Annotated in this window: 16 protein-coding genes; 4 read left to right on the top strand and 12 right to left on the bottom strand. The window is 53.6% G+C overall.

What is annotated here, in order from left to right; translation table 11 throughout:
• Positions 1 to 5 precede the first annotated feature (5 nt).
• From R2X38_RS18180 to tldD, 3 genes are all read left to right on the top strand, one after another.
• The gene (locus R2X38_RS18180; RefSeq protein WP_317523744.1) at positions 6 to 3,890 is read left to right on the top strand and encodes a YhdP family protein; all 3,885 of its coding nucleotides are present in this window, start codon (positions 6 to 8) and stop codon (positions 3,888 to 3,890) included.
• Between the two features lie 74 nt (positions 3,891 to 3,964).
• On the top strand, positions 3,965 to 4,789 hold the full coding sequence (locus R2X38_RS18175) for a carbon-nitrogen hydrolase family protein (RefSeq protein ID WP_317523743.1): 825 nt from the start codon (positions 3,965 to 3,967) through the stop codon (positions 4,787 to 4,789).
• A gap of 43 nt (positions 4,790 to 4,832) precedes the next feature.
• Positions 4,833 to 6,281: a metalloprotease TldD gene (gene tldD, locus R2X38_RS18170; protein WP_317523742.1), complete on the top strand. Its 1,449-nt coding sequence runs from the start codon at positions 4,833 to 4,835 to the stop codon at positions 6,279 to 6,281.
• 82 nt (positions 6,282 to 6,363) lie between these two features.
• Here tldD and yjgA read toward each other — a convergent pair whose 3' ends face one another.
• Positions 6,364 to 6,888, bottom strand: coding sequence for a ribosome biogenesis factor YjgA (gene yjgA / locus R2X38_RS18165; RefSeq protein ID WP_317523741.1), 525 nt, complete (start codon positions 6,886 to 6,888; stop codon positions 6,364 to 6,366).
• A gap of 168 nt (positions 6,889 to 7,056) precedes the next feature.
• Here yjgA and pmbA point away from each other — a divergent pair, with 168 nt between their 5' ends.
• Positions 7,057 to 8,400, top strand: coding sequence for a metalloprotease PmbA (pmbA, locus tag R2X38_RS18160; protein ID WP_317523740.1), 1,344 nt, complete (start codon positions 7,057 to 7,059; stop codon positions 8,398 to 8,400).
• A gap of 142 nt (positions 8,401 to 8,542) precedes the next feature.
• Here the strand turns inward: pmbA and mgtE are convergent, their stop codons facing one another.
• From mgtE to R2X38_RS18105, 11 genes are all read right to left on the bottom strand, one after another.
• Positions 8,543 to 9,901, bottom strand: a complete 1,359-nt coding sequence (gene mgtE, locus R2X38_RS18155; RefSeq protein ID WP_317523739.1) for a magnesium transporter — start codon at positions 9,899 to 9,901, stop codon at positions 8,543 to 8,545.
• Positions 9,902 to 10,110: 209 nt separating this feature from the next.
• Positions 10,111 to 10,386: an HPr family phosphocarrier protein gene (locus R2X38_RS18150; protein WP_317523738.1), complete on the bottom strand. Its 276-nt coding sequence runs from the start codon at positions 10,384 to 10,386 to the stop codon at positions 10,111 to 10,113.
• Entirely contained in the window at positions 10,383 to 11,234 is an 852-nt protein-coding gene (gene rapZ, locus R2X38_RS18145) for an RNase adapter RapZ (RefSeq protein ID WP_317523737.1), read from the bottom strand. The genes R2X38_RS18150 and rapZ overlap by 4 nt, the downstream gene beginning before the upstream one ends.
• A 39-nt stretch (positions 11,235 to 11,273) precedes the next feature.
• A complete protein-coding gene (gene ptsN, locus R2X38_RS18140) occupies positions 11,274 to 11,723 on the bottom strand; it encodes a PTS IIA-like nitrogen regulatory protein PtsN (protein ID WP_317523735.1) in 450 nt (149 codons plus the stop codon).
• A 4-nt stretch (positions 11,724 to 11,727) separates the two neighbouring features.
• Complete coding sequence (gene hpf / locus R2X38_RS18135) at positions 11,728 to 12,015, bottom strand: ribosome hibernation promoting factor (RefSeq protein WP_317523734.1); 288 nt, start codon at positions 12,013 to 12,015, stop codon at positions 11,728 to 11,730.
• A 26-nt stretch (positions 12,016 to 12,041) separates the two neighbouring features.
• Positions 12,042 to 13,532, bottom strand: a complete 1,491-nt coding sequence (gene rpoN / locus R2X38_RS18130) for an RNA polymerase factor sigma-54 (RefSeq protein WP_317523733.1) — start codon at positions 13,530 to 13,532, stop codon at positions 12,042 to 12,044.
• Positions 13,533 to 13,640: 108 nt separating this feature from the next.
• Positions 13,641 to 14,366 (bottom strand): LPS export ABC transporter ATP-binding protein, encoded by a 726-nt coding sequence (lptB, locus tag R2X38_RS18125; protein ID WP_317523732.1) that lies wholly within the window; start codon positions 14,364 to 14,366, stop codon positions 13,641 to 13,643.
• A gap of 6 nt (positions 14,367 to 14,372) precedes the next feature.
• Positions 14,373 to 14,876 carry a lipopolysaccharide transport periplasmic protein LptA gene (gene lptA / locus R2X38_RS18120; RefSeq protein ID WP_317523731.1) on the bottom strand — a complete coding sequence of 168 codons (504 nt, stop codon included), beginning with the start codon at positions 14,874 to 14,876 and terminating at the stop codon, positions 14,373 to 14,375.
• Positions 14,863 to 15,420, bottom strand: a complete 558-nt coding sequence (gene lptC, locus R2X38_RS18115) for an LPS export ABC transporter periplasmic protein LptC (protein WP_317523730.1) — start codon at positions 15,418 to 15,420, stop codon at positions 14,863 to 14,865. The genes lptA and lptC overlap by 14 nt, the downstream gene beginning before the upstream one ends.
• Positions 15,417 to 15,968: a 3-deoxy-manno-octulosonate-8-phosphatase KdsC gene (kdsC, locus tag R2X38_RS18110; protein ID WP_317523729.1), complete on the bottom strand. Its 552-nt coding sequence runs from the start codon at positions 15,966 to 15,968 to the stop codon at positions 15,417 to 15,419. Before kdsC ends, lptC begins: the two co-directional genes overlap by 4 nt.
• Positions 15,968 to 16,939 (bottom strand): KpsF/GutQ family sugar-phosphate isomerase, encoded by a 972-nt coding sequence (locus R2X38_RS18105; protein WP_317523728.1) that lies wholly within the window; start codon positions 16,937 to 16,939, stop codon positions 15,968 to 15,970. Before R2X38_RS18105 ends, kdsC begins: the two co-directional genes overlap by 1 nt.
• Positions 16,940 to 16,949: the final 10 nt, after the last annotated feature.

The following is a 16,949-nucleotide window of genomic DNA, read 5'->3' as shown; positions in this document are numbered from 1 at the left end:
ATAGAGTGACAACAGTTCCAGTTCGACTGGCGCGTGGATTGATGTGGCTGGTACTGACAGTGTTGGTACTGGCCGCTGTTGCGATTAGCGGTCTGCGGTTTTACCTTCCCCAGCTCAATGAATACCGCGAGCCGATCCGCCAATGGGCTGCCGAGCAAATCGATATGGATCTCGACCTTGAGTTGGTCGAGGGCCACTGGCGCAACTTTGGCCCGTCGCTTGTGCTGCAGGGCGTCAAGGTTAACCTGCCAGGCGCGCCCGAGTCGCTGGTTAAAGTCGGCGATGTATCGATGCAGCTGGATCTGCTGGGCTCGGTGTTGAGTCTCAGCCCGGTCTTCCAGGATATCCGTATTGACGAGCTGAGTCTGGATCTGACTCGCCTGTCAGGCACGGAAAGTAGCAATGCCGACAACTCTGAGCGTAGCCAGATGGCAACCGTCGAGCGGCTGGAAGAGTTGCTGTTTGTCCAACTGGGCCAATTCTCGGTCCGTAATTCCGATATTACCCTGATGTCACCGGCAGACGAGAAGCTGACGGTCGATATCAAGGAGCTCAAATGGGATACCCACAACCGCCAGCGCCGGGCGGAAGGGATTGTCAGTATTGCCGATACCCATTTCAGCCAGATGCAAGTGATTGCTAACCTGTCCGATAACCGCTCCTGGGCCAAGATGTCCGGCGATATCTATTTGCAGGCGCGTAACCTGTCTGTGACACCATGGCTCAACAAGCAGCATTTAACTGATGCCAATATTACCGGTAGTAACCTCAATGCCGAAGTGTGGCTGACCCTGTCGGGCGGTAAGTTGCAACAGAGCTTGGTCAAGCTTGATGACAGTTTCCTGCGCTGGCAACTGGGCGAAGACAAGCACCAGTTCCGGGTTCGCCAGGGCTTGGTGCAGCTTGAGCCGCTGGATAACGAAGTTGGTGAGCCGGGGTGGCGCATCGACAGTGATCAGATGGTTTTGGAAACTGATGACACGCTTTGGCCTGCGTTTGATATCGCTGCCAGCTGGTTGCCTGATGACTGGAAACTGGCTGCGAGTAACCTATCTCTGCAGAATCTGCAGCCGTTTGTCACTTTTCTGCCGGATGACAGCAAGTTGGTTGAGGTGCTATCGACGTTGCAGCCTTCTGGCCAGATCAGCGATATCCGCGTGGCTGCCAGCAAGGGGAATGCGCCGCAGTTCTCTTTCCATGTTAGCCAGCTAGGTTTGAAGCAATGGGAGCTGCTACCGGGGATCCATAAGTTGGATGCCGTGGTCGCGGGCAATACCCAGCGTGGCCGCGCTATCGTTAGCCTGCAAGATGATGAGCTGCCGTATGGCGAGGTCTTTCAGGCCCCGCTCAACATTAGAGCTGCAGATGTGACGGCTTATTGGCAAGTCGGTGAAGACGGCTGGCGTTTGTGGAGCGATAAGATTGATGTGGCGACGCCACACCTCAAGGTAGATGGCCAGTTCCGCTTGGATTTCCCGGCTGATGCCCCATCGTGGCTGTCATTCTACGGCGAAGCCAGCCTGAATAATGCCGGTGAAACCTGGCGCTATCTTCCTACCTTGGCGCTGGGCGGCAGCCTGACCGATTATCTCTCGGCAGCGATCCGCGGCGGCCAGGCAGAGTCGGCACAGCTGTTGTGGTACGGCGAGCTATCCGATTTCCCTTACGGTAACCACGACGGGGTGTTCCAGGCGTATGTTCCGCTGCGCCAAGGCAAGTTCAGTTTTGATACTGCTTGGCCCGAACTGACCGATCTCAAGCTTGATCTGCTGTTTGAAAACGATTTTATGTACCTCGATGCTACGCATGCCAAGACCATGGGGGCGACGGCTTCCAGGGTGACTGGCGATGCCGAGCTCAGCAGTGACGGCCACTTGAAGCTGACGGTCGATGTGGCTGCCGAGGGTGATCAGGTTCGTGATTACATGTTGGCGACCCCGCTGGTGGACTCTGTCGGTGCGGCACTGACAACGGTGCAGGTGAGTGGTCCGGTGACCTCTCAGTTTAAGCTTGATATTCCCTTCGATGGTGAAGATGTCCGGGCGTGGGGTAGCGCGGAGCTGACTGACAATCAGGTAAAACTGGATGCGCCGCCGCTTTTGCTTGAAGGGGCAAGCGGCACCATTAAGTTTGATGATGACAAGGTATCGGCCGAGAAAATTACGGCCAATCTATTGGCGCAGCCGGTCAATGTCGGCTTTACCGGCAACAGTGTGGCCGAGGGCTACCGGGTCGATGTCGCGCTGGATGGCAACTGGCAAGTCGAGACTCTGCAGCTGCAGGTGCAAGATCCGTTGCTGGCAAACGTGACCGGGCGAAGCCGCTGGCAAGGTAAGGTGGGTGTCGATCTCAATGATACCGGTTTTGAATATCAGGTTGGCATTCAGGCGGCATTGAAAGAGGCGGTGAGCACCTTGCCCTATCCATTGGCGCTCACCGCCGGTAGCCCAGATCTCTTTAAACTTGATGTGACGGGTAACGGCCAGTCACTGGTCGGCAAGGCAAGGCTGCCAGGCGTGGCCTATCAGGCCAAGATTAACCTTACTGGCGACAAGCTCAATATCGATGCCAGCCAGATGGCGGTCGGCAATGCCGTGCTGCACCCACTCAAAGAGGGCGAACATGGCCTGAATGTGGTCGCCGACAAAGTGGACGGCGATACCTGGGCTGACTTGATGCTGGCGGTGAATGAGCAGGAGCAGGCTGAAGCCGCCGCTGGCCATGCGTCAGTCAAGCCTGAAGTGCCCATTCCCACTCGGATTGATGCCAAAATCCGCCTGCTGACATTGGCGTCTCTGGACTGGAACCGGGTCGAACTGGCAGCCAATAATCAGGCCGATACGTGGCAGTTCCGTTTAGATAGCCGGGAGATCAAGGGGCAAGCACGCTGGCCAGAGGGGCAGCCACTGAATTTGGCGGTTGATACTTTCCATCTCAACCTGCCCCAGGTCGATGACAACAAGCCGAAGGAAAAGTACCGGCCGCAACGGGATATCCCTGCTGCGACCGACTTTGACCGTAGCATGATGGCCAATATGCCCGAGATAGATTTGATGCTGCGTGATGGCTGGTTGCAGGGCTACCGTCTCGGTGAGGTGTCCGGCAAACTGCGTCGTGAAGGCAACATGCTGGAGTTGAGAAACTTTACCGTTGACTCCGGGGCTACCTCTCTGAATCTTGATGGTCACTGGAGCCTTGATGGCGATCGCAGTGAAACCCAGATCGCTTTTGATATTGATGGGCAGAACAGCTCTGACTTGATGGGGCGATTTGGTATCACAGGTGGCATCCAGGGCGCGAAATTCAGTACCTATGCCTCTATCCAGTGGCAGGGCGCACCGTGGTCGATGCACCGCGAAACCTTGACCGGTGAGCTGAAATCAGAAACTGGGCAAGGGGTTATCAGTGATATTGGTGGTGCGGGCCGTTTGCTAGGCCTGTTCAGTATTGACTCGCTGATCCGCCGAATGCAGCTTGATTTCTCAGGTATTTTTGACGAAGGTCTGGCGTTCAATTACATCCGTGGTAGCGGTAGAATTGAAAACGGCCACTTTGAGACTGACAATATTAAAATGCAAGCACTTGCCGGTGACATGTTTATCCGCGGAAGTGCTAATCTTGTCAATGAGACAGTTGATGCAAGGGTGAGATTCATTCCTGATTTTACATCAGGCATTCCAGTTCTGACCGCGTTTGCGGTAGCGCCTCAAACTGCAATATATGTCTTTGCTATTTCAACGGCACTGTCGCCCGTTCTGGATGTATTTACCCAAGTAAACTACGTGGTGAAAGGGCCGATTGATTCGCCGGTGGTGACAGAGCAGTCGCGCTTCACGGGTGAGTACAATGTCTCAGAGATGCTAAAAGGCAAAGATAAGGAAGCAAAATAACAACAATACCCGCCAAGCTACCGTATAGGTATAAAGAAAGGTAGCTTGATAGCGGCAGCAAAGGGAGAATGCAGATGGCTAAATTCGGTATTGTACAAATGACTTCGGGCGCGGATCCTGAGATAAATCTCAAGCACCTGAAAATGAAACTCAAAGGCTTGCAATTGCAGGGTGCCAAGTTGGTTGTTACGCCGGAAAACTGCTTGGTATTTGGCTCACGCGAGGACTACCTAGCTCATGCCGAACCGCTGGGCGAAGGCCCGCTTCAGGCGCAAGTGGCCGCTTTGGCTAAGCAACTGGGGATCTGGGTGCTGATAGGCTCTATGCCTATCCGCCAGCTTGATGGGGCGATCACCTCGACGGCTTTGCTGTTCGATGATCAGGGCCTGCTTCGGGGGCATTACGATAAGCTGCATATGTTCGATGTGGAGATCGACGATGCCCATCAAAGTTATCGTGAATCTGACACCTTCCGGGCTGGCCGCGAAACCAAGGTAATCCCTACGCCGTTTGGCAATATTGGTTTATCTATCTGTTATGATGTCAGGTTCCCGCAACTTTATGCGGCATTGCGTGAGCAGGGGGCCGACATAATTGTCGTACCTGCTGCTTTTACCAAGGTAACCGGCAAGGCGCACTGGGAGCTTTTGCTACGAGCCCGTGCTGTTGAAACCCAGTGCTGGATGGTCGCTGCCGCTCAGTGGGGTGAGCACAATGAACAGCGTGAAACCTGGGGCCACTCAATGATTGTTGACCCTTGGGGCCAGGTCGTTGCTTGCCAGCAACAGGGCACTGGGGTCATGGTGGCCGATGTCGACCTTGATTTGAGCAAGGCGATCCGAACAAACATGCCACTTGTTGAACACGCACGATTCAGTGTTCAGCAACGTGAAGGCTGACCGGCAGAGGGGCCGGCTGGCAATGAATATAAGAGCAAATTAAATGACGCTGGAAACTGTAGAAAACACAATGCTGGCCCAATCTGGGTTAGGACGTGAAGAGCTTAATCAGGTACTGGGACTGGTGGCGGCACGCAATGTTGATTATGCCGACATCTATTTCCAGTCATGCTGGCATGAGTCCCTGGTGCTTGAAGACAGCATCATTAAAGATGGCTCGTTTAACATTGATCGAGGTGTCGGTGTGAGGGCGGTGTCTGGCGAGAAGACAGGCTTCGCTTATTCTGATCAAATCAACCAGCTTGCCTTGCAGCAATCTGCCAAAGCGGCCCGTGGTATTACCCGTAGCGGCGGCAATGGTCAGGTCAAGGCATTTGCTCCGGTAACGGCCAATGGCATCTATGCGCCAGTCAATCCGCTGGACAGCTTCGACAAGCACCAGAAGATTGCTCTGCTGGAAGAAATCGACCGTTACATCCGCACCAAAGAGCCTTTGGTCAAGGAAGTGTCTGTCAGTATCAATGGCGTTTACGAGCAGGTGCTGGTGGCGGCGCTGGACGGCACCTATGCGGCGGATATCCGTCCGCTGGTTCGCCTGTCTATCAGCGTATTGATTGAGAAGGGTGACAAGCGTGAGCACGGTAGTGCTGGCGGTGGTGGCCGTTATGGCTACGAATACTTTCAGACCGAAGAAACCAACGGCAAATCGGTGGCACTGAACTATGCCGATGAGGCTATCCGCCAGGCGCTGATCAATATCGATGCCGATGAAGCGCCGGCAGGTACCATGCCTGTGGTACTCGGTGCTGGTTGGCCGGGTGTATTGCTGCACGAAGCGGTCGGTCATGGCCTCGAAGGCGATTTCAACCGCAAGGGCTCGTCGATGTTCTCGGGCCAGATGGGCCAGCAGGTAACATCAAGCCTATGTACCATTGTCGATGATGGCACCCTGAAAGATCGTCGTGGCTCGCTCAATATTGATGACGAAGGTACGCCGGGCCAGTACAACGTGTTGGTGGAGGGCGGCAAGCTCAAAGGTTATATGCAGGACAAGCTTAATGCCCGCCTGATGGGCGTCGCGCCGACCGGTAACGGCCGCCGTGAGTCTTACGCACATTTGCCGATGCCGCGTATGACCAATACCTACATGCTACCGGGCGAGCACTCGCCGGAAGAGATCATTGCCAGCGTCAAACAGGGCGTTTACGCGCCGAACTTCGGTGGCGGTCAGGTTGATATTACCTCCGGTAAGTTTGTGTTCTCGGCATCGGAAGCTTACTTGATCGAAAATGGTAAGATCACCCGTCCAATCAAAGGGGCGACTTTGATCGGTAGTGGTATCGAAGCGATGCAGCAGGTGTCGATGGTCGGTAATGACCTGGATATCGACCGTGGGGTCGGTGTCTGCGGTAAGGCGGGGCAGAGTGTTCCTGTCGGCGTTGGTCAGCCAACCTTGAAAGTCGAGTCGATGACAGTCGGCGGTACCCAGTAAAATAAAAGCCAGCGTCAGCTGGCTTTTTTATCCGTCACTTTGTTATCGCCTTGCCCCAAGCTTTAAAATGGGGTGTCTGATTTTAGTCTTCCAGATATAGCTCTTTCAAGTACTGGAAGATTTCGCGGTAGGCTTTTGCTGGCTTGTTCTGGGCCTTTTCTTTGTTGGCCTGGCGAACTAGCTGGCGTAGGCGCTGGCGGTCGGCATCAGGGTGATCAACCATAATGGCGTTGATCATGCTGTCACCGTTTTCGATCAGCTTTTCACGCTTTTGCTCCAGTTTCTTCAGCTCGGCTGTCGCTTGGTTGTGCTTGTTGTTGATCTTGTCCAGTGCCGCTTGGATAGGCTCAACTTCAACTTGGCGCATCAGCTTACCGATACGCTGTAGCTGGCGACGGCGGGCTTCTTTGTTGAAGCGCTGCGCGTCTTTGACCGCCTCAAGCATTTCTTCATCAAGCGGCACTTTCGCCAGGGCATTAGGCTTGAGGTTAACAAGTTCCTCACCTAGCTTTTGCAGGGCTTCCATGTCGCGCTTCATCTCGGATTTACTTACCCAGATGATTTCTTCTTCCGGTTCCCATGGGGCTTTTTGGTTTTTACGACTCATAACGGGCTCATGAATTTTGCATTTGGTTTTATTTTACCAGTTTAATCGTGATTTGGGGCGCAAAATCCACCTGTGCAGTGTTATCCTAAGAGTAATACCAATTTCATTGGCTTACCTCGAGCGTTGCTAAGCAGCGATATAGGTTGGGCCATTATTGAGATAATAATTATGGACGTGAGAGAACAGGTTGCTCAGCAGCGTGTGGAACTAGAGGCAGCGGTGGCAAAAGCGCTGGAAGTTGCCGGTCAGCAAGCCGATGCAGCAGAAGTGGCTATCAACAAAACCACAGGGATCAGCGTATCGACCCGGATGTGCGAGGTCGAGAATGTTGAGTTCAACAGTGACGGTGCCCTTGGCATCACGGTTTATCGTGGCCAGCGAAAAGGCAGCGCATCAACGTCTGATCTGAGTGAGAAAGCCATAGCCCAAACCGTGGCAGCGGCGCTGGATATTGCTCGTTATACCTCTGAAGACCCGTTTGCGGGGCCTGGACCGGCTGAGCTGATGGCCAAGGAAATTCCTGATCTGGACCTGTTCCACCCTGATGAGCCAGAGCCTGATCATGCTGCCGAAATTGCTGCCCGGGCTGAGCAGGCCGCACTGGAGTTTGATCCTCGCATCAAGCAGAGTGATGGTGCTAGCTACGACAGTCACTACGGTATTCGTGTGTACGGCAACAGTCACGGTATGCTGGCAAGCTACGCGTCAAGCCGTCACAGCACCAGCTGCTGTGTGATTGCCGAAGGCAAGAATGGTGAGATGGAGCGTGACTACAGCTACACCACGGCACGTCGTGCCAATGATCTGTGGACTCCTGAAACGGTGGGCCGCGAAGCGGCTGAACGTACCGCTAGCCGAGTCGACCCGCAGAAATTGTCCACTCGCGAAGCACCGGTGATGTTTGCCGCCGATATCGCAACGGGTATGTTCGGTCACTTGGTGATGGGGATCAGTGGTTCGAACCTGTACCGCAAGTCGTCATTCCTGCTTGATAAGCTGGGCGAGCAAATCTTCCCAGAGTGGCTGAACATTAGCGAACGTCCGCATATCCTGCGCGGTATGGCCAGTACGCCATTTGACAGCGAAGGGTTGGCAACCAAAGACTTGGAAATCATCCAGGACGGCCGCCTGCAGACTTACCTGATGACCAGCTACGCTGCCCGCAAGCTGGGTCGCCAGCCTACCGGCCATGCCGGTGGCATCCACAACTGGTTGGTGAACTCGACCGGTGAGAGCTTCGAGCAGATGCTCAAGAAGATGGATCGTGGCCTGTTAGTTACCGAGCTGATGGGACAGGGTGTTAACATCGTGACTGGTGACTACTCCCGTGGCGCAGCAGGCTTCTGGGTAGAAAACGGTGAAATCCAATACCCGGTGAGTGAAATCACCATTGCCGGTAACCTTAAAGACATGATGCAGAACATCGTGGCGATCGGTAGCGATACCGAAACCCGCAGCCAGATCCAAACTGGCTCGATGCTGCTTGATAGTATGAAGATAGCGGGCGAGTAGGCCAGCGGCATGTGGCTATGGAAAAGAGGGCAAACCTAGAGCCTCTGGCCTATAGCCGATGACCTGATACAACAAAGCGAGAGGCTTCCACCTCTCGCTTTTTTATATGTATCGTTCGGTCTTGGCGGTTTACAAAAATTGTTTAGACAAGAAAGAGGGTCGCCAAGCCGAGGAAGACCGACAGGCCGACAATGTCGGTAATGGTGGTCAGAGCCATACCGCCCGCCAGCGCAGGGTCGATATTCATCTTCTTGAGCAGGATAGGGATACAGACCCCGGCCACGCCAGCAACCAACAGGTTAGTCAGCATCGCACCGGCGATAATGGCACCGAGTAACAGATTGCCTTTCCACAGAACGACTACGCCGCCAATGATAGCTGCCCACAGGATACCGTTGAGCAGGCCGACGCGGGCTTCTTTGCTAAGCAGCCAACGGGTGTTGGTCTCACCGATATGGCCAACGGCCAAACCACGGATCACCAGTGCCACGGTCTGGTTACCGGCAACCCCCCCCATAGAGGGAACAATGGTCATCAGGATAGCAATGGCTGCCATTTGCTCCAAGGTATCTTCGAACAGGTTGGAAACCGAAGCTGCTGCCAGCGCTGCCAGTACATTGACCCCGAGCCAGATGCTGCGTCGCTTGGCCGATTTGACCACAGGTGCAAAGGTGTCTTCATCGTCATCCATACCGGCCATACTCATCATCGAGTGCTCGGCATCTTCACGGATGATATCAACCACGTCATCGATGGTGATACGGCCGACAAGCTGGTCGTCGGCATCGACGACTGGGGCCGATAGCCAGTTACGGCGCTCGAACAGATTGGCTACCTCGCCATCGTCCATATCAACCGGGATCGCCTCGTCGGCATCGTCCATCACATCATGGATTTCGATATCGGGCTGGGTGGTGATCAGGGTCGCCAGCGACAGGTGGCCGATCAGCTTTTCGTTCTGATCTACCACATACAGGGCATCGGTTGCTTCCGGTAGTTCGCCTTTCATACGCAGGTAACGCAGCACCACATCGGCGGTGACATCACCGCGGATAGTGATGAAGTCGGTGCTCATGATCCCGCCGGCGGTTTCCTCCGGGTAGGCCAGCGCTTTTTCGACCCGGTGCCGATCGGTGGCATCCATCTGGGCCAGTACTTCCTGGTACTTGCTATCAGGCAGGCTACGCAGAACGTAGGCAACATCATCGGTTTCCATGCCTTCGGTAACCGCTGCCAGCTTATCCGGTGCCATCTGGGCAACGATGCCGTCCTTGACGTCTTCTGACAGCTCGTCGAGGATTTCACCCTGCTCTTCGGGATCGGTCAGCTGCCACAGAACCTGACGTTCTTTGGGGGGAGAGGCCTCTAGCAGGTGGGCGATATCTTCCGGCTCCATATCCTGGAGCAGACGGCGGACATGGACAAACATGCCGTTTTCAAGCGCCTGGTTGACTTCTTGCAGCGTTTGATGAGTTTGATCTTGATCGATGACATCGGCCATTGTTTGCAGTACCCCAAATGACTCGGATGTGAAATACCCCAGTGTGTCCTGAATGCATCGGATGGATGACTGGACGGTATATCAGCGCAATAAATTGAATTTTAACGCAATCGTTAGGGTGTTGTCTCACCAGATGTGAGAGGAATTGATGAATTATTGAAGAATTGCCTGCCCGGAGGAAAGCGGGCAGGGGGATATGCTGCCGCTGGCTAGCTCTCTTCGTCGAAACCAGCTTCGATCAGGGAGCTGACGGCATTGATTGCTTTCTCTGCATCGCCGCCCTCGGCACAGACCACGACTTGCTGGCCCTGAGCCGACTCGAGCATCAGCAGCCCCATCACACTGTCGGCGGTGGCACTTTTCTCACCGTTGCTGATAGTGATGCAGGATTCGAAGCTTTGTGCCAGTTCAACCAGCTTGATCGCAGCCCGGGCGTGCAGGCCCAGGCGGTTCTTGATAAACAGCTCGCGCGAAAACACGGTCATGACTTGGCTTCCAGCGTACGGTGCCTGACCTGGACCTGGTGCCCTTCATAGCGGAAGTATTCTGCCAATTGCTGGGTGATATAGACCGAGCGGTGTTGGCCTCCGGTGCAACCGATCGCCACCGTGAGGTAGCTGCGGTTGTTCTTTTCCAGCATAGGTAGCCAGGTTTCGATGAAGTTGCGCACTTGATAGATCAGCTGGCTCACTTCCGCATGGCCAGAGAGGTAGTCTTTGACTTCCTGATCCAAGCCTGTCAGAGGCTTGAGCTCGGGGATCCAGTGTGGGTTCGGCAGGAAACGGACATCAAACACATAGTCGGCATCGTTCGGCAGGCCGTGCTTGAAGCCGAATGACTCGAACACCATGATCAGCTCGCGCGATTCGCGGCCAAGCACTCGTGAGCGGACAGTTTCGCTCAGATCATGAATGGACTTGGTGGTGGTATCGATAACCAGATCTGAACGCGCCTTGAGGCTGGAAAGCTTAGCACTCTCGGACTGGATGGCCTGCTCAAGAGTCATACCATGGCGGGAAAGCGGGTGCAGGCGACGAGTTTCACTGTAGCGTTTGACCAAGGTCTTGTCATCGGCATCAAGGTATATCACATTGACGTCGACATCGTCACCGAGAGTGTCCAGGGTATGGCTGATTTCCTCGGGATCTTCCGGCATGTTGCGCACATCAATACTGACGGCGATGTTTTGCTGATTGCCTTGCTGGGTCTCGATGAATTGAGGCAGCAGGTTGACCGGCAGGTTATCAACGCAGTAGTAGCCCAGATCTTCCAATACCCGCAGGGCAATGGATTTACCTGAGCCCGAGCGTCCGCTTACGACCATTAACATCATGGTTGGCAGTCCTTAACATTCATCGATGGTGTAGGGTCATTATGAATCACAGGTGAGTATTTGATAAAGCTCTTCGTCACTTTTTGCGGTGCGGAGTTGCTTGCAAATCTGTTTGTTGCTGAGTTTTTCAGCCATGCTGGATAGGGTCTTGAGGTGCAGTTGGCATTGCTCATCGGGAACCAGCAAGGCAAACAGCAGGTCGACAGGCTGGTTGTCGATAGCATCGAACTGAATCGGATCCTGGCACTGGATAAGCACAGCAATAGCTTGGTCACTGCTGCTGATCCGGCCATGCGGGATCGCGATACCGTTACCAATACCGGTACTGCCCATTTTCTCGCGGTTGAGCATACACTCGAACAGCGGCTGGGGGTTTTGGTCTAGGTGCTTGGCAGCGACTTCGCTGATGATCTCCAAGGCACGTTTCTTACTGGAGCAAGGGACTGCACTTTTGGTGCAGTCCAGGCTCAATACATTACTCAGTTGCATGATATCAGTGGCTGTTGAGCTTATCTTTGTGTTTGTTAAGTTGACGTACCAGTTTATCAGTTAATGCATCAATAGCGGCATACATATTTTCCGAATCCGCTTTGGCGTGGATTTCTCCCGCGTTAATGTGCAAGGTCGCTTCAGCCACCTGCTGGAGTTTTTCCACGTTCAGGATGACCTGGACATTATTAATTTTATCGAAAAACCGCTCTAGCTTGTTGAACTTCGTCTCCACGTACTCACGCATGGATGGGGTAATTTCTACATGGTGGCCAGTGAGATTGATTTGCATAGACATCTTCCTTCTGTTTGCGTCTGTTAGAGCAGACGTTTTCGCTGGTTGGACGGCGGAATGCCCAGCGATTCACGGTATTTGGCAATGGTCCGTCTTGCTACCATGATCCCTTGTTCCGCCAGTAATGTCGCTATTTTGCTGTCACTCAGCGGTTTGGCCCGGTTTTCGGCTGCAACCAGCTTTTTCACCAAGGCCCGGATAGCGGTGGATGAACACTCGCCACCGTTGTCGGTGCTGACGTGACTGGAGAAGAAGTATTTCAATTCAAAAATCCCGCGCGGTGTGTGCATGTACTTCTGCGTCGTGACGCGGGATATGGTGGATTCATGCATATCGACCGCCAGCGCGATATCGTTGAGTACCATCGGCTTCATGGCTTCCTCGCCATATTCGAAGAAGTCCTGTTGGTGCTCGACAATACAGCGGGCGACTTTCAATAAGGTTTCGTTGCGGCTTTCCAGGCTTTTGATCAGCCATTTTGCATCTTGCAAATGGGTACGGATGAACTGGCTGTCTGCCGAGTTACGGGTATTTTTGCTAAGGGCGGCGTATTGTTGGTTAACCTTGATACGCGGCACGCTATCAGGGTTGATAGTCACTACCCACTTACCATGATCTTTGAATACCGACACATCCGGCACCACATACTCAGTGTCGGAAGCAACCACGCGATTGCCCGGGCGTGGGTCAAGGCCATGGATCAGTTGCATTACCTGCTTGAGTTCAGGCTCTTTGAGCTTGGTATCACGCATTAACTGGCGGTAGTCTCGGTTGGCCAGCAGATCGATGTAATCGGTCAGCAGCATCCGGGCCTCAGCCAGCCAAGGGGTATCAGGTTGGAAGGTGGCAAGCTGCAGCATTAGACATTCCTGCAGGTTGCGCGAGGCGACACCGAGCGGGTCAAATTGCTGCACCCGTTTGAGCACGGCTTCCACTTCGTCAAGCTCGACATCGTCGTCACCCATGCTCTCAAGAATGTCTTCGGCCGAGCAGGTCAGGTAACCTTTCTCGTCGATGGCATCAATGATAGCCGTGGCGATGGTGCGGTCTGTTTCGCTGAACGGCGTCAGTTCGACCTGCCACATCAGGTAGTCTTGCAGGCTTTCGGTAGTCTCGCCCTGGTAAACCGGCATATCGTCATCAAGCGCGATACCGGTATTGCCGGTACTGGCGCTGTAGACATCGTCCCAGGTCGTATCGACAGGGAGGTCTTCCGGCATTTCCTGTTGTTCAATGGCATCGGAAGTATCGAAGGTTTCGGTATCGGCAACGTCGGACAAGCCGTCGTCATTGCTGCTGTCGCTTGCCTCGGCCGTTGCGGAACTGCTGTCGTCCTCGCCGTTGGTGGCTTCAGGGCTTCCTTCTTCCAGCTCGAGTAACGGGTTTGCATCCAATGCTTCCTGGATTTCCTGTTGCAAATCCAGGGTAGAAAGCTGCAGCAAGCGGATAGCCTGCTGGAGCTGCGGCGTCATTGCCAATTGTTGACCAAGTTTAAGCTGGAGCGAGGTTTTCATATTATTGTATGTACCTTATTCTTATCGCTGGTTCTTGCTGCCTAATACCCAAAAGGTGAACGAATCCTCTGCTGCCACTCCGACGCCCATGACGCCTCTATAAGTTAACTATAGACGGAACTGGTCACCCAGATAGACTCGTTTTACATGTTCATCATTAAGCACTTCTGATGGCGTACCATGGGCGATCAGGTGCCCCTGGCTGACGATGTAGGCTTGCTCACAGACATCCAGCGTTTCCCTAACATTATGATCGGTGATCAGTACGCCAAGCCCACGATCGCGCAAATGTTCAATGATTTTCTTGATGTCGATCACGGATATAGGGTCAACGCCGGCAAAAGGTTCATCCAGCAGGATGAATTTTGGGTTTGCGGCTAGCGCTCGGGCGATTTCTACCCGGCGTCGTTCACCCCCTGATAGTGCCATACCTAAGCTGTTACGAATGTGCTGTATGTTGAATTCATCCAACAATTCTTCCAGTTTTTCCTGACGTTCACGCTTGGATAGCTCTTTGCGGGTTTGCAAAACGGCCATCAGGTTATCGTGCACAGAGAGCTTACGGAAAATAGAAGCCTCCTGCGGCAGGTAGCCGATCCCCATCCGCGAACGGTTATGCATTGGCTGCAAGCTGATGTCGGTATCATCAATGGTGATGGTGCCTTCATCGCGGGCAACAAGGCCAACGATCATGTAGAAAGAGGTGGTTTTGCCGGCACCGTTAGGGCCAAGCAAACCGACAATTTTGCCCGACTCAACCGCGAGGCTGACATCAGAAACCACTTTGCGGCCATTATAGCTTTTGGCCAGATGCTGTGCTTTTAAGGTTGCCATGCGTGGTTACTTCTTGTCGTTGTTGAGCTGGTTAGGCTGCAGGATCGTGGTAACACGCTGTTTCTTGCCGCTTTCGGCCACCAGTTTTTGCTGGTCGATACGGTAGCTGATCACATTACCTTTGATTTCACTGCCTTCCTGGATCAGAACGGCTTCCTCGGTCATTTTGAGGAACTCTGTGGCGGTTTCGTAGCGCATCTTCTTGGCTGCGCCGTCAATCGGTTTTCCGTCGTCCATTACCTGATGGAAGGTCGCTGGGTTACCATAGGCATCGATGGTCTCTTTGCCTTCCTGACCGCCAGGGCGGGTGACAACCACTTTGTCGGCACGGATATCGATACTGCCTTGGCGCAGGATGACATTACCGGTGAAGGTGACGACATTGTTTTGAATGTCTAGCTCCTGGTTGTCTGAGTCGATATAGATAGGCTGCTCAGTGTCATTACTCAGTGCCCAGCTGGCTGTGCTCAGGCACAGGCAGAGCAGGGTGGTCAATTTATAGCGCTTCATATCTACCTTTTACATTATTCAATAAGGTGGCGATGTTACGGTCCATGTTGCCTTTCATGCCTGTCCCTTCGTTCTGGAAGGCATCACCGGTGATAATGACATGATCCGGGGTGTCAAAATCTTTGCTGACCAAGTCCAACCGCAGGGTATCGGTCTGGATGACGCGAACAGCAGATTCTGGCAGCAAGTTGAAGATACGCACATTGCCTGTCATCTGCAGGACATGGTTTTTGTCCAAACGCGCTTCATTGGAGCTGATCCGCCATTCGGTCTCGCTGCCGTCCTTGTATACCCACAAGACCGGTTCAACGAAGTCCGTATTGCCACTTTGGCTAAAATGCTCGAGATGATCGGCATCTATTTGATAGCTGCGCTGTCCTGATTCATTGTAGGACGTATTGACAACGGACTTACCGGTAAAGATCGGTTTCTCTGCATCCGGAGCAACCTGGACATCTTCAGCCCAGTGCTTCTCCAGCAGGTAATAGCCTGTCCATGCACAGAACACAATGAGCAGTGCATAGATTAGCCGTTGTAAGGTCATATACTTAAGCCTTTATGTTTATCTAATTCTCCTCGGGCTTCAAGGATCAGATCACACACTTCGCGTACGGCACCGAACCCGCCTTGGACACGGGTAACAAAGTCGGCACGTTGGGCCAATAGCGGGTGGCCGTCGGCAACGCAGACAGACAGGCCAATTTTTTCCATCACCGGCCAATCAATGAGATCGTCGCCGATGTAGGCGGTGTGCTCTGGTGAGATACCCAGATTGGCTATGATATCTTCATAGGCGGCCAGCTTGTTGTCCTGTCCCTGGTAGACATGCTTGATACCCAGAGCGGACATGCGGTTCTCGACAATCGCCGACTTGCGGCCGGTGATAATGGCCACTTCAATACCGGCGCCCATCAGGGATTTGATGCCGTAGCCGTCACGGGTGTGGAAGGTTTTCAGCTCTTCGCCATCATTGCCCATGTAGATACGGCCATCGGAAAAGACACCATCGACATCGCAGATCAGTAGCTGGATGGTGCGGGCACGGGAGAATATGGCTTGGCTGACTGGACCATAAAGTGTTTCGATTTGCATTACATCACTCCCGCTTTCAATAGGTCATGCATGTTCAGGGCGCCAACCAGCTTGCCGTTGTCGGTAACCAGCAGTCCGCTGATCTTACGATCTTCCAGCATTTTCAGCCCTTCGGCAGCCAGTACATCAGCACTGATGGTCGCTGGGTGACGGGTCATCACCTCACCAATGGTTGTGGTGTGAATGTCTACCAGGTTATCCAGCAGGCGGCGAAGGTCGCCATCGGTAAAGATACCAAGCAGTTGTTGGTCTTTATCAATGATAGCCGTCATTCCCAAGCCTTTGCGAGAGACTTCCAGCAAGGCATCTTTGATCAGGGCCTGCTCGCCAACAACCGGCAGGCGATCGCCTGTGTGCATGATATCGCTGATGCGGAGCAGCAGTTTGCGGCCCAGCGCACCACCCGGATGAGATAGGGCGAAGTCATCGGCGGTAAAGCCACGTGCTTCCATCAGGGCTATGGCCAGCGCATCACCCATCGCCAGTGTTGCTGTGGTACTTGAGGTCGGGGCGAGATTCAGCGGGCAGGCTTCTTTGTTGACGGTGATCTGCAAGTGGATCTGCGACAGCTTCGCCATGCTTGATTCCGGCTTGCCCGTCATGCTGATCAATGGAATGCCCAAGCGTTTGATCACCGGCAGCAACGTCAAAATTTCCGATGCTTCGCCCGAGTTAGAAATTGCAAGCACCACATCGCCTTTTTCGATCATGCCCAAGTCGCCATGGCTGGCTTCGCCAGGGTGAACAAAAAAGGCTGGCGTACCGGTACTGGCGAGGGTCGCTGCCATTTTGTTACCGATATGGCCTGATTTTCCCATCCCCATCACAATGACCTTGCCATTGCATTGGCTGATCAACTGGCAAGCTTCGGTGAAGCTGCCATTGATGTAATGGGTCAGTCCATGAAGAGCTTCTGCTTCAATTTCAATAACTTTACGGCCAATCTCGCAATAATCAAACGCTGTAGACATAATATTCCTC

The sequence above is a fragment of the Photobacterium rosenbergii genome (genome assembly GCF_033022775.1).
GTDB classification, from domain to species: Bacteria; Pseudomonadota; Gammaproteobacteria; order Enterobacterales; family Vibrionaceae; genus Photobacterium; species Photobacterium rosenbergii_A.
This window is presented reverse-complemented; position numbering and strand designations above follow the sequence as displayed.